Here is a 12,447-nt window from a genome sequence, read left to right as displayed (position 1 = left end):
GTTTTTGTTTTTACATTACTGCATCAGCAGATAGATAGTGCTATCACCACGCTGAATGTTCAGCGCCAGAACGTTCGGCTTGCTGTCGAGAAGCTTACGCAGGTCAGCAATGTTTTTCACCGGCTGCTGATTAGCCCCGACAATCACATCGCCTTTTTTCAGGCCGATTTGCGCCGCAGGGGTGCCCGCTTTAATGCTGCTAACCACCACGCCTTTGTCATTACCCTTGTTGCTCATTTCAGCGCCTTCAATACCGTTGAAGATGCTACTGGAATCAACCTGAGTCTGGCTGCTCTGCTGCAGTTCAATGGTCACGTTTACCGGCTTGCCATCACGCACCAGACCCAACTGGATTTTGCTGCCGACTGGCATGGTGCCAACCTGTGCGCGCAGGGCAGAGAAGCTGCTGATAGGTTTGCCGTTAAGGGAGGTGATCACGTCCCCTGCTTTGATACCCGCTTTCGCCGCAGACGAGTTCGGCAGTACCTGGCTTACGAATGCGCCGCGCTGTGCGTCAACTTTCATCGCTTTCGCCAGATCGGAACTCAGCTCGGTGCCCATAATGCCCAGCTCGCCGCGTTTGACCTGACCAAATTTAACCATCTGTTCGGTCAGGCTCTTCACCATGTTGCTCGGGATAGCAAAACCGATCCCGATGTTACCGCCGTCTGGTGCCAGGATCGCGGTGTTAATCCCGATCAGCTCACCGTTAAGGTTCACCAGCGCACCACCGGAGTTACCGCGGTTGATCGCCGCATCGGTCTGAATAAAGTTTTCGTAGTTTTCGACGTTCAGGCCACTACGGCCCAGCGCCGACACGATCCCGGAGGTTACGGTTTCACCCAGACCGAACGGGTTACCGATAGCCACGGTGTAGTCACCTACGCGCAGGGCATCGGAATCAGCCATTTTGATGGCGGTCAGACCTTTCGGGGACTGAATTTGGATCAGCGCAATATCAGAACGCGGATCTTTGCCGACCACTTTGGCATCAAATTTACGGCCATCGCTCAGAGAAACCTTGATGGTGCTGGCGTTATCCACCACGTGGTTGTTGGTCACCACATAGCCTTTCGCGGCATCAATGATTACCCCTGAACCCAGCGCCATGAATTTTTGCTGCTGGCTGCCGTTATCACCGCCAGGAGCACCCGGCTGGCCACCCTGACAGAATGGGGAGTTCTGGAACGGAGAACCGTCCTGGCAGAACGGTGAATTATCACCAAAGAATTGCTGGAAGTTACGCCCCATACGCGGGGTGTTCACCGTGGTGCTACCTTCCACGTTGATGCTCACAACGGAAGGCATCACTTTTTCCAGCATCGGTGCCAGGCTTGGCATCTGCTGGGCAGTGGTTGCAGAGGACGCAGTTTCCGCAGCCGATGCAGACAGCGGGGACAGGGCCAAACTTAAACTCAGAGCCAATGCACTCATTGCTAACGTGGTTTTTTTCATGTTTCGTAATCTCAAATGTCAGATAAAGCAAAAAGTTGCTGTGTACGTGACTGTCAGAGTCAATTTATAACGCGAAGTTCCGAATTGACGTTTCTACAAAAGTAAAAAATTATTGTCCGTCTTTACAAAACTTTCGCCTTATTCCACAGCCATTAACCTGCGGTATTCATCCCAGGCATAGAGATCGGTCATGCCACTGATATAATCCTGAATCAGGCGACAGCGATAATAGTACTCCATCAACGGATACTCCGCGGCATCGCGTGGGATTTTATTCACCGCCTCGACGTAGGCCAGCCGGTGTCGGCTTGAGAGTTTCTGGAATAGGCGACTTTCAATCGGCAAATGGCGTAAACGTTCTTTTTCCACCAGCTCGTTAAAATCTGCCAGCGATAATTTCAGCAGCGGCTGGTAAATCTCCAACAGCCCACTAATCACGCGGTATCCCTGCAATTCCAGTTGCTCAACGTCCGGATGACTGAACACCTGTTTAATGGCGACGTTTTTATATAATTCAAGCAGCTGACTGTAATCACTGTCGTCTTCCAGCAACGCATGATTGAAATCGCCAGCATATATCTGCGGCAGATTATCGATAAATCGCTGTGCCGCATAGGGCACCAGTTTATTCAGCGTATTCACTCGCAAATACATAAAGAACTGATCTTCGGTACTGCGGCTCAGCGTATTCGAGCGAGATTTATCCCAGGCGTTTTCTACTACCTGCGCGAACAACGAACCTTTTTCATGGCTGCCCCATGCTTCATGCAGGTGCTGATAAAGTTGCTCGACGCTGAAGATGCGTTTTTCCACGGCGTCTTCGAGATCTGCCACACAATAAGAGATGTCATCGGCGGCCTCCATAATCCAGGTTAATGGAAAACGGCTGTAGGGAGCAAGATCGAGTTCTTTACGTAACCTCGCAATATAGGCCTCTTCGGCGAAATAGTAGCCAGGTTTCTTCATCAAATAGCTGTGGCTTTCCGGAACATTGCCCCGCCACCACGCCGGACGCGTATATTTCAGGATACAGCCGACCTGTGCCCAGGTGAGGTTCATCCGCATCAACGTATGCACCAGGCGAATACCTTGTGCGTTACCCTCGAACTGACACAGGTCCTGGCGCACCCGGCGGCGTAATTCATTCAGTGTCTCTTCGCCATCGCGTAAACGCAGGGTGCCGACCAGGCAACGATCTTCACTCAGCGGCTGGCTGGCCGCATCGCCGGGCCACAAACGCTGGCGGAACCAGTCATTGATTGCCGCTTCACCGAAGTGACCAAACGGCGGGTTGCCGATGTCATGCATCAGGCACGCCATTTCAACAATGCTTTCAAAGGGGCCGGTGAGTTCATCCAGCCCGTAGGCTTCCAGCAGCTTGCGCTCCTTCAGGCGGCCCAGCACTTCTTTGGCAATATAGCGCCCAACCTGCTGTACTTCCATTGAGTGCGTCAGACGCGTCCGCACCGCGGCATTACGTTCCAGCGGGAAGACCTGCGTTTTCTGCTGGAGCCGACGAATCGCCGGAGAATTGATGATCCGTCCGCGATCGCTTTCGAAAATGCGCAGGATTTCATGTTCCGTCGCGGCACTCTGCGGCGAGCGGTATCGCCGATGCCAGTTTATCTTTGTGCGAAAATCAATTGTGGCCATAGCCTCTCCCGGTCCGGAAATGCGTGCTCCATGATAAACTATGCCTTTAAACCCATCACATCGCGAGTAAATCTATGAAAATCGGCATTATTGGTGCAATGGAAGAAGAAGTGACGCTGCTGCGTGACAAAATCCAGAATCGTCAGACCCTCACCATTGGCGGAAGCGAAATCTACACTGGCCAATTGAACGGCGTTGACGTTGCGCTGCTGAAATCAGGGATCGGCAAAGTGGCTGCCGCGATGGGTGCCGCCCTGCTGATTGAACGCTGCAAACCTGACGCCATCATCAACACCGGTTCTGCGGGCGGCCTTGCGCCATCGCTTAAAGTCGGTGATATCGTGGTATCCGATGAAGCACGCTATCATGATGCCGATGTCACCGCTTTTGGCTATGAGTATGGTCAACTACCTGGCTGCCCGGCCGGTTTCGCCGCTGATGCCAAACTGATTGACGCCGCAGAGCGCTGCATCCAACAGCTGAACCTCAATGCCGTACGTGGGCTTATCGTCAGCGGCGATGCGTTCATTAACGGTTCCGTGGGTCTGGCGAAAATCCGTCACAACTTCCCGCAGGCCGTGGCGGTCGAAATGGAAGCTACCGCGATTGCTCACGTATGCCATAACTTCAGCGTGCCGTTTGTGGTGGTTCGCGCCATCTCTGACGTCGCCGATCAGCAGTCGCATCTGAGCTTCGACGAGTTCCTCGCCGTGGCGGCCAAACAGTCCAGCCTGATGGTGGAAACCCTGGTTCAGAACCTGGCGAATGCGTAAACGTCTGACATCGGGCCTTTTCGCCCTGCTGTTGTCCCTTCCGGCGTGGCTTCTGGCCGCGCCGAGGGTTATCACCCTTTCCCCCGCCAACACCGAACTCGCGTTTGCCGCAGGCATTACGCCAGTCGGCGTGAGCAGCTTTTCCGATTATCCCCCCGAAGCCACCGGCATCGAACACATTGCCAGCTGGCAAGGGATGAACCTGGAGCGCATCGTGGCCCTGAAACCGGATATCGTTCTGGCCTGGCGGGGTGGAAACGCCGAGCGGCAGGTGAACCAACTGAGCGCATTGGGGATCAAGGTGATGTGGGTGGAGACGGGCAGCGTGGAGCAGATCGCCAACACCCTGCAACAGCTGGCGGCCTGGAGTCCCCATCCACAACAGGCTAAACAGGCAGCACAATCGCTGCGTGAGAGTTTCGCCCAGCTTAAACAACAGTATGCCCATCGCCGCAAAAAAACCGTATTCCTGCAATTTGGTACTCACCCGCTGTTTACCAGCAATAAAGACTCCATTCAGAACGAAATCATTGAGGCCTGCGGCGGCACCAACGTCTTCGCCGACAGTCGCGTCCCCTGGCCGCAGGTTAGCCGCGAACAGGTGCTTGCCCGCCAACCTGAGACCATCGTCACCGCCGGGAGTCAGGCCGATGTATCCAAAATTGAGCAATACTGGCGGGGCCAGCTCAAAATTCCGGTAATTCCCGTTAACAGCGACTGGTTTGAACGCGCCTCCCCGCGTATTATCCTCGCCGCGAAACAACTCTGCACCGCCATGGCGCAGGTCAATTAACGGGAAACGCATCAATGCTTGTCTATTGGCTGGATATTGTCGGCACCGCCGTCTTTGCCATTTCCGGTGTCTTGCTGGCGGGAAAATTGCGCATGGACCCTTTTGGCGTGTTGGTTCTCGGCGTGGTAACTGCAGTCGGGGGCGGAACTATCCGCGATATGGCGCTGGCCAATGGCCCGGTATTTTGGGTTAAAGATCCCACCGACCTGGTGGTGGCGATGATCACTAGCATGTTGACCATTGTGCTGATCCGCCAGCCGCGTCGGCTACCGAAATGGATTTTACCGGTTCTGGATGCGGTCGGTCTGGCAGTATTTGTCGGTATCGGCGTCAACAAAGCCTTTATTGCCGGTAGCGGCCCGCTGGTGGCGGTGTGTATGGGTGTGGTGACGGGTGTCGGCGGGGGCATTATTCGTGACGTGCTGGCGCGTGAAGTGCCGATGATCCTGCGTACCGAGATTTACGCCACCGCCTGTATTGTTGGCGGCATTGTGCATACCAACGCGCACTATAATTTCGGGATGTCGCTGGAGAACTCGGCGATGTTGGGGATGCTGGTGACTCTGATTATCCGCCTGGCGGCCATTCGTTGGCATTTGAAATTGCCAACCTTTGCGCTGGACGAGAACAGCAGATAGCAAAAAGCCGTGTCGATGACACGGCTTTTTTGTTTCAACCTCAACGCTTAAACGCTGAAGGAAGAACCACACCCGCAGGTGCTCTTGGCATTCGGGTTGGTCACAATAAAGCGAGATCCTTCCAGGCCTTCGGTGTAATCCACCGAACCGCCAACCAGATATTGCAGGCTCATCGGGTCAACGACCAGGCCGACCCCCTGCTTCTCGATAGTCATATCGCCATCGTTAATCTGATCGTCAAAGGTGAAGCCGTACTGGAAACCGCTGCAACCACCACCGGTGATATAGACGCGCAGTTTCAGGTTCGGATTGTCTTCATCCGCAATCAGGTTTTTTACTTTGCTGGCGGCCGCATCAGTAAACTGCAGGGGCAGCGCTACGTCATCACTCATTTCATACTCCAGTTATGTCGCCTGGCTAAAAGTCTCGCCGGGTCTTTTAAACATTATCCAATACCTGACTAAATCGTTCAAGTATTCTCCCCGGCGGTCGGTTTCTCTTTCTCGGCCATTTCGGCTTCCTGTTTCGCTAGCGTGCGGGTCAAAATGGAGGAATACAACGGCTTGCCGCCCAGGAACTGAGCTAATAGTGTTGCGCCAAGACAGGTAATAATCATTGGCAAAATGAGCTGATAATTATCGGTCATTTCCAAAACCAGCACGATCCCGGTGAGCGGCGCACGGACTGATGCCGCAAACAGCGCCCCCATCCCGGCAATCGCGAAGGTGCCCGGTTCCAGATGGTAATTTGGGAACCACGCCACGGCGGCCATTCCAAAGGCGGTGCCGAGCAGCGTACCGAGCGCCAGCATTGGGGCAAAAATCCCGCCGGGTGCGCCAGAGCCAAAGCACAGCAGAGTCGTCACCACGCGGGCAATGAAGATGAACATCAGCAGGCCGACGGTGTAATTCCCCGCCGCCGCAATAGGGATCAGGTTAAACCCGCCGCCCGCCGCTTCCGGTTCGATAAGCCCGAGAATGCCGCAAATCCCGCCGAGCAAACCGCCAATCAGCACCCACTTCTTAAGATCACCGCCGTGAAAACGCTGGAACATGTCCTGGGTACGCAGCACCAGGTTATTGAACAGGGGCCCGACGCAGCCAAAAATCATGCCCAGCACCAGGTACAGCCACAATGTATTGACCGGAGCATTGGCGAGCTTGCCCACCTCAATCACCGCCGTTTCGCCGTTGAAAATGCGGAACACCACGCTGGACATAATCACGCCGATGAACACGGCCTTAATCGAGATCAGGTTGTATCTGAACTGCGGGCGCATCTCTTCGATGATAAACAGGATGCCCGCCAGCGGCGCATTAAAGGCCGCCGCCAGACCCGCCGCCGCACCGGTCGCCAGCAGTGAGTGGCGTGCTTCGGCGGTGCGCAGACGGAAGATGTCGAGCACCATCCGCCCGATATTGCCGCCGAGCTGAACGGTCGGGCCTTCACGCCCTAACACCATACCCGCCCCCAGCGTACCCATCCCACCGATGAATTTCACCGGGATAACGCGCCACCAGCGAACTGGACGCAGCTCTTCCAGCGCGCCTTCGATTTCAGGAATGCCCGATCCCCCCGCTTCCGGTGCGAAACGGCGCACCAGATAATAGCCGACCATCGCCAGCAGTCCCGAGAAGATAAAAGCCAGCGGCCAGACTAAAAACCAGTGATCTGCCACCTGGGCCAGGGAGCCAATGCGCACATGCTGCACCCAGTTGACGGCTTTCTCGAACGCGACACCCACCAGCCCGGCCAGCGTCCCGACCACAGCGGCCATTAAGAGAATGAGTAACGGTGTTTTATCCCTGCGAACTAAACGACGCACCGCTTCCCCGCGGCGCAAACGAACAAATTGCTGTGATTCAAAAGAGGGCGTTTCTGCTTTCATGACATTATCATTTGTTGCCAGGATGAATTGCAGACTGCATTGTAGCCACCAGCTGGCGACCCGTCGCCTAAAAATTCCCGCATTATTACATTGTTTCAATTGGGCAAAACTTTCATAACCTTCGGGGAATAACTTAGAATAGTCCGCTAACATGCTTTCAACGAACCAGGAACCTGGCAATGAGTAAATCTGAGAATCTGTACAGCGCGGCCCGCGAACTGATCCCCGGCGGCGTTAACTCCCCGGTACGCGCCTTTACCGGCGTCGGCGGGACCCCGCTGTTTGTTGAACGTGCCGACGGCGCATATCTGTACGATGTAGACGGTAAGGCCTACATCGATTACGTCGGTTCCTGGGGTCCGATGGTGCTGGGGCACAACCATCCTGCGATTCGTAACGCGGTGATTGAAGCGGCGTCTCGCGGTCTGAGCTTCGGCGCGCCGACCGAGATGGAAGTCAAAATGGCGGAGCTGGTCACTGAACTGGTTCCAACCATGGACATGGTACGAATGGTGAACTCCGGCACCGAAGCCACCATGAGCGCCATTCGTCTGGCGCGCGGCTTTACTGGCCGTGACAAAATCATCAAATTCGAAGGCTGTTACCACGGCCACGCCGACTGCCTGCTGGTGAAAGCCGGTTCCGGGGCGCTGACCCTCGGCCAGCCGAACTCCCCAGGCGTTCCAGCCGATTTCGCTAAACACACCCTGACCTGCACCTATAACGATCTGGCCTCCGTGCGTGCGGCGTTCGAGCAATACCCGCAGGATATCGCCTGTATCATCGTCGAACCGGTGGCAGGCAACATGAACTGCATTCCACCGCAGCCGGACTTCCTGCCGGGCCTGCGCGCGCTGTGCGACGAGTTTGGTGCGCTGTTTATCATTGACGAAGTGATGACCGGCTTCCGCGTGGCGCTGGCAGGCGCACAGGATTACTACAACGTGGTGCCAGACCTGACCTGCCTGGGCAAAATCATCGGCGGCGGTATGCCGGTGGGCGCATTCGGTGGTCGTCGCGAAGTCATGGACGCGCTGGCCCCAACCGGCCCGGTGTATCAGGCCGGGACACTGTCAGGGAACCCGATTGCGATGGCAGCCGGATTTGCCTGTCTGACCGAAGTCGCTCAGCCTGGAGTGCATGAAACCCTGACCAACCTGACCAACCAGTTGGCTGATGGCCTGCTGCGGGCTGCGCGTGAAACCGGCGTGCCGCTGGTAGTGAATAACGTGGGCGGAATGTTCGGGATTTTCTTCACCGATGCGAAAACCGTGACCTGCTATCAGGACGTGGTGAAATGCGACGTGGAGCGCTTCAAGAAATTCTTCCATTTGATGCTGGAAGAAGGCGTTTATCTGGCTCCGTCGGCGTTCGAAGCGGGCTTCATGTCCGTGGCGCATACCGAGCAGGACATCAACAACACTATTGATGCCGCGCGTAAGGTATTTGCAAAACTGTAAAGTCGATGCCGGGCGGCGCTACGCTTGCCCGGCCTACTATCGTCACCCCGATAAGCACAGCGCCACCGGGGAACATTACCGACTCTGTTTTCTCAGCAGATAGATAAAGTACGGCGCACCGATAAACGTCGACAGCAACCCGGCCGGGATCTGGTACGGGAACAGAATCATCCTTCCGCACCAGTCGGCGAACACCAGCAAAATCCCCCCTACCAGTGCAGACAGGATCATGTGCGGCATCGTCCGGCGGAAGCCCATCATTCGCGCAATATGCGGGGCCATCAGGCCGACAAAGCTCAGCGGTCCAATGGTCATCGTCGCCGTTGCCGTCAGGCTGGCGGCCAGCAGCAACAATGCCACCCGCGTCGGCGTAAGTGCCATTCCGACCGACCGTGCGGTATCACCGCCCAGCGGCAGAATAGCCAGCCAGCGACGACACAGCGGGGTCAGTGCAAACAGGACTCCCATCACCAGCCCGGTGTACAGCACCTGCTGATACGACGCGTTATAGGTCGAACCGGCTATCCAGGTCAGGATCTGCGCCATGCGCGGATCGCCGCTGGCCTGTAACATGGTCAGCAGCATGGTGAAGGCGGTACTGAGCGCCATCCCGGCTAACAGCATCCGGTGCGGGGAGAATCCTCCGCGTCCCGAGGCAATCAGAATGATCATCAGGGTCGCAGCCGCCCCCAGACTGCCCGCAGGCAATAGCCAACCAAAGGCATTGCCCGGCACGAAGAACAGCATCAGCACCACGCCGAATGCCGCCCCGGACGAAATCCCCAACACTTCCGGGCTCGCCATTGGGTTGCCGGTCAGGCGCTGAATAATACACCCCGCCACCGCCAGCATCATCCCGGCGACCAGCGCCGCCAGAATGCGGGGCGCACGCCATTCCATCAGCGCACTAAGTAAATCGCCACTCGCCCAGTGCCAGCCGTGCGCATCACGCCCCAGCGAAAGCGCGGCCAGCATCCCCAACAGCAGCAGCGCCAGACCGCCGAGTGACCACGCCAGCACCCGCTGACGCTCAACCGCCACGCGATCGCCCGCATCCATCGCCGGAGCGCTGATACTGCGCAGACGCGGCAGCAGCCACAGCAGCAGCGGCGCACCAATCAGCGCGGTCACGGAACCGGTGGAGACTTCCATCCACACCTGAGACAGCCACACAATCAGCTGGTCAGACAGCCAAAGGATCAGCGCCCCGATCAACGGGGCCAGCATCAGCCGGGAGAGCAACCGACGTGCGCCGAGCATTTTCGCCAACAGCGGCGCGAACAGGCCGATAAAGCCGATGATCCCCACCGCATTGACCAGCAGCGCGCTTATCACAATCGCCAGCGTCAGTGCCCCGAGACGCGCCAGCGACAGCGCCAGGCCGAGGTTACGCGCCACGCCGTCGTCCAGCCCCATCAAGGTTAACGGACGCAGCAGCAACAGCGTCAACATCACGCCGCCGAGCAGCTGCGGCCACAGCTTTTGCACCACGCTCCAGTCGGTTTGCGTCAGCGTCCCGGTGCTCCACAGGAACATGCTTTGCAGCTGATCGTGATGGAAGATGACCAACAGCTGATTCACTGCCCCGCAGTACATACTCACCACCAGCCCGGCGAGGATCAGCGTCACCGGAGAGAGGCGTTTGCCCCACGAGACGCCAAACACCAGCGCGCCCACCACGCATGCGCCGACCAGCGCGGCAAACTGCGTGGTAAATACGCCGGGCAATGCCCACAGGGTGGTGATGGTGATCCCGAGCTGCGCCCCGGTCGCCACGCCCAGCGTGGTCGGTTCAGCGAGAGGATTACGCAACACCTGCTGGAACAGAACCCCGACCAGCCCAAGCCCTGCGCCCACCAGCAGCGAAACCACCAGCCGGGGCAGCAAGCTGTAGTGGAACAGCATCTGGCGAATGCTGTCGACATTCGGTTGCCACAGCGCTTCCTGCCACTGGGCGCGCGGTAGCGCCACGTTGAAGTTATGCCAGCTCAGCCACGCCGAGGCGATAAACAACAACAGCAGCACTACCGCCGGGAGACGAGCACTACGCGGGCTCATGCTTTGCCTCCCAGCGCCGTATCCAGAATCCGGATAAAATTCATCACCGACAGTGTCGCACCGTAGAACCACACCGCTGGCACGCGCTGGAATCGCTGCTGGCGCACAAACGGCATCGCCTGCCACAGCGGCGTGGCGATCATTTTTTGCATCTCGGTCTCATTACCGTGATCGAAGCAGATAACGTCGACGTCTTTAAACTCGCCGAGCCGGTCGATGCCGACCACCTGACTGCCCCAGAAGTTGGTTTCCCCCTGCCAGGCATTGACGATGCCATAGTCATCAAGGATTTGCTGGAACAGGCAGTTCGGGCCGAAGGCCAGCACATGCCGCGCATCGAGCAGCGTAATCATCAACAGCGGTCGAGCCCCACGAGCGGCAAAACGCGGTTTATGCTGCGCCACATAATCATCGAAATGGTTGAGATGCGCCTGCGCCTGCCGTTCACGGCCCAGCAATTGACCCATTTCCATCAGTGACTGCCGCGCATTAGCCAGCGGATTTTTGCCGTCGCTGAAATTAAAACCCCGCCCTGGGGCGATACGCGCCAGCTTATCCGCCGACGGGCCATAGCCTGCCGACCACACCATATACGACGGCTTCATTTCGGTCAGCAGTTCGAGGTTCGGTTCGGTGCGCAGGCCAACATCAATCACCGACGCAGGCAAAGCAGGCTCATTGACCCACAGTTTGTAGTTGGGAATATCAGCGACACCATAAGGGGTGATCCCCAGCGCCAGCAGCAGCTCGACCGGCAGCCATTCGAGGGCCACAATGCGGGTCAAATCCACCGTCGCGGCACGCGCGCTATTCATCTGCCAGAGCAGAGGCGACACCGCCATCGCCGTCAGTAAACGACGACGGCTAATCAGGAGAGAGTCATTCATCAATAGACAAAGCTTACCGGGGCGGCACCTGCTGGATGCGGCAGGATCCCCATCGGAATTCCGTAAATGTGTTCCAGCGTGTCACTGCGCATCAGCGTTTCTGGCGTGCCCTGGGCAATCATTTCGCCCCCGCGCAGCGCCACCAGATAATCGCAGTAGCGCGCCGCCATGTTGATGTCATGCAGCACAGCGATCACCGTCAGGCCACGCTGTTGGCTCAGGCGATGGACCAGCGCCAGGACGTCAACCTGATGCGCGATATCCAGCGCCGAGGTCGGTTCATCCAGCAGCAGACAGCGGCTGTCCTGCGCCACCAGCATTGCAATCCACGCACGCTGACGTTCGCCACCGGAGAGGCTGTCCACCAGGCGGTGAGCCAGCGGTTTAAGGCCGACCAGCGCAATCGCGTCTTCCACTTTCTGACGGTCTGCGGCACCAAAACGCCCCAGCGCGCCGTGCCACGGATAGCGACCAATCGCCACCAGTTCGCGAACCGTCATCCCTTCAGCCTGCGGCAACTGCTGCGGCAGATACGCCACCTTACGCGCGAAGGCCTTGCTGTTCCAGCTGTCCAGCGGTTGACCATCCAGCAGAATATCGCCTTCAGAAGGCGGCTGGTGACGGCCCAACATTTTTAGCAGCGTGGATTTTCCCGAGCCGTTATGGCCGATAAGGCCAGTGACTTTGCCCGCTGGAAAGGTCAGCGAAAGCGGGTGCAGCAGCGTACGGCCTGGCACACGGAAGGTAACATCGTTCAGGGCGAACGTGGTGTCGGGAACGGCGGTATTTTCCTGCATAGCGACCAACGTGTAAAAAGGCGCGGAAAACCGCGCCTGAAAGAG

11 protein-coding genes are annotated in these 12,447 nt (G+C 57.4%); 4 read left to right on the top strand and 7 right to left on the bottom strand.

The genetic code is table 11. The annotated features are described in order from the left end of the window. Positions 1–15 precede the first annotated feature (15 nt). Both degP and dgt read right to left on the bottom strand, forming a co-directional pair. Positions 16–1,455 (bottom strand): serine endoprotease DegP, encoded by a 1,440-nt coding sequence (gene degP, locus SIK69_RS01855; RefSeq protein ID WP_319628119.1) that lies wholly within the window; start codon positions 1,453–1,455, stop codon positions 16–18. 138 nt (positions 1,456–1,593) lie between these two features. Beyond that, positions 1,594–3,108: a dGTPase gene (dgt, locus tag SIK69_RS01850; protein WP_319628120.1), complete on the bottom strand. Its 1,515-nt coding sequence runs from the start codon at positions 3,106–3,108 to the stop codon at positions 1,594–1,596. Between the two features lie 74 nt (positions 3,109–3,182). Between dgt and mtnN the strand changes: the two genes are divergently transcribed. Genes mtnN through SIK69_RS01835 form a run of 3 tightly spaced genes read left to right on the top strand, consistent with a single transcriptional unit; the run spans position 3,183 to position 5,312 of the window. Next, positions 3,183–3,881 carry a 5'-methylthioadenosine/S-adenosylhomocysteine nucleosidase gene (mtnN, locus tag SIK69_RS01845; RefSeq protein ID WP_319628121.1) on the top strand — a complete coding sequence of 233 codons (699 nt, stop codon included), beginning with the start codon at positions 3,183–3,185 and terminating at the stop codon, positions 3,879–3,881. Further along, entirely contained in the window at positions 3,874–4,674 is an 801-nt protein-coding gene (gene btuF / locus SIK69_RS01840) for a vitamin B12 ABC transporter substrate-binding protein BtuF (protein ID WP_319785269.1), read from the top strand. The genes mtnN and btuF overlap by 8 nt, the downstream gene beginning before the upstream one ends. 14 nt (positions 4,675–4,688) lie before the next feature. Beyond that, the gene (locus SIK69_RS01835) at positions 4,689–5,312 is read left to right on the top strand and encodes a TRIC cation channel family protein (RefSeq protein WP_319785268.1); all 624 of its coding nucleotides are present in this window, start codon (positions 4,689–4,691) and stop codon (positions 5,310–5,312) included. A gap of 47 nt (positions 5,313–5,359) precedes the next feature. Here SIK69_RS01835 and erpA read toward each other — a convergent pair whose 3' ends face one another. Together erpA and clcA are read right to left on the bottom strand one after the other, a co-directional pair. Continuing rightward, positions 5,360–5,704 carry an iron-sulfur cluster insertion protein ErpA gene (gene erpA, locus SIK69_RS01830; RefSeq protein WP_097162931.1) on the bottom strand — a complete coding sequence of 115 codons (345 nt, stop codon included), beginning with the start codon at positions 5,702–5,704 and terminating at the stop codon, positions 5,360–5,362. 77 nt (positions 5,705–5,781) lie between these two features. Continuing rightward, entirely contained in the window at positions 5,782–7,200 is a 1,419-nt protein-coding gene (gene clcA, locus SIK69_RS01825) for a H(+)/Cl(-) exchange transporter ClcA (protein ID WP_319628124.1), read from the bottom strand. Positions 7,201–7,379: 179 nt separating this feature from the next. Between clcA and hemL the strand changes: the two genes are divergently transcribed. Further along, positions 7,380–8,660, top strand: coding sequence for a glutamate-1-semialdehyde 2,1-aminomutase (gene hemL / locus SIK69_RS01820; RefSeq protein ID WP_319628125.1), 1,281 nt, complete (start codon positions 7,380–7,382; stop codon positions 8,658–8,660). 75 nt (positions 8,661–8,735) lie between these two features. Here the strand turns inward: hemL and fhuB are convergent, their stop codons facing one another. From fhuB to fhuC, 3 genes are read right to left on the bottom strand one after another with little or no spacing between them, the layout of a single operon-like run. Continuing rightward, on the bottom strand, positions 8,736–10,718 hold the full coding sequence (fhuB, locus tag SIK69_RS01815) for a Fe(3+)-hydroxamate ABC transporter permease FhuB (RefSeq protein ID WP_319628126.1): 1,983 nt from the start codon (positions 10,716–10,718) through the stop codon (positions 8,736–8,738). Further along, positions 10,715–11,605, bottom strand: coding sequence for a Fe(3+)-hydroxamate ABC transporter substrate-binding protein FhuD (gene fhuD / locus SIK69_RS01810; protein WP_319785267.1), 891 nt, complete (start codon positions 11,603–11,605; stop codon positions 10,715–10,717). Before fhuD ends, fhuB begins: the two co-directional genes overlap by 4 nt. Continuing rightward, entirely contained in the window at positions 11,605–12,402 is a 798-nt protein-coding gene (fhuC, locus tag SIK69_RS01805) for a Fe3+-hydroxamate ABC transporter ATP-binding protein FhuC (RefSeq protein ID WP_319628128.1), read from the bottom strand. Before fhuC ends, fhuD begins: the two co-directional genes overlap by 1 nt. Positions 12,403–12,447: the final 45 nt, after the last annotated feature.

The organism is Scandinavium lactucae (assembly GCF_033843265.1).
Classification (GTDB): domain Bacteria; phylum Pseudomonadota; class Gammaproteobacteria; order Enterobacterales; family Enterobacteriaceae; genus Scandinavium; species Scandinavium lactucae.
This window is presented reverse-complemented; position numbering and strand designations above follow the sequence as displayed.

Bases quoted from the DNA above. Each gene is read 5' to 3' on its own strand.
- fhuC (WP_319628128.1), bottom strand. From the start codon at position 12,402: ATGCAGGAAAATACCGCCGTTCCCGACACCACGTTCGCCCTGAACGAT.
- hemL (WP_319628125.1), top strand. From the start codon at position 7,380: ATGAGTAAATCTGAGAATCTGTACAGCGCGGCCCGCGAACTGATCCCC.
- erpA (WP_097162931.1), bottom strand. From the start codon at position 5,704: ATGAGTGATGACGTAGCGCTGCCCCTGCAGTTTACTGATGCGGCCGCC.
- btuF (WP_319785269.1), top strand. From the start codon at position 3,874: ATGCGTAAACGTCTGACATCGGGCCTTTTCGCCCTGCTGTTGTCCCTT.
- fhuD (WP_319785267.1), bottom strand. From the start codon at position 11,605: ATGAATGACTCTCTCCTGATTAGCCGTCGTCGTTTACTGACGGCGATG.
- fhuB (WP_319628126.1), bottom strand. From the start codon at position 10,718: ATGAGCCCGCGTAGTGCTCGTCTCCCGGCGGTAGTGCTGCTGTTGTTG.
- SIK69_RS01835 (WP_319785268.1), top strand. From the start codon at position 4,689: ATGCTTGTCTATTGGCTGGATATTGTCGGCACCGCCGTCTTTGCCATT.
- mtnN (WP_319628121.1), top strand. From the start codon at position 3,183: ATGAAAATCGGCATTATTGGTGCAATGGAAGAAGAAGTGACGCTGCTG.
- degP (WP_319628119.1), bottom strand. From the start codon at position 1,455: ATGAAAAAAACCACGTTAGCAATGAGTGCATTGGCTCTGAGTTTAAGT.
- dgt (WP_319628120.1), bottom strand. From the start codon at position 3,108: ATGGCCACAATTGATTTTCGCACAAAGATAAACTGGCATCGGCGATAC.
- clcA (WP_319628124.1), bottom strand. From the start codon at position 7,200: ATGAAAGCAGAAACGCCCTCTTTTGAATCACAGCAATTTGTTCGTTTG.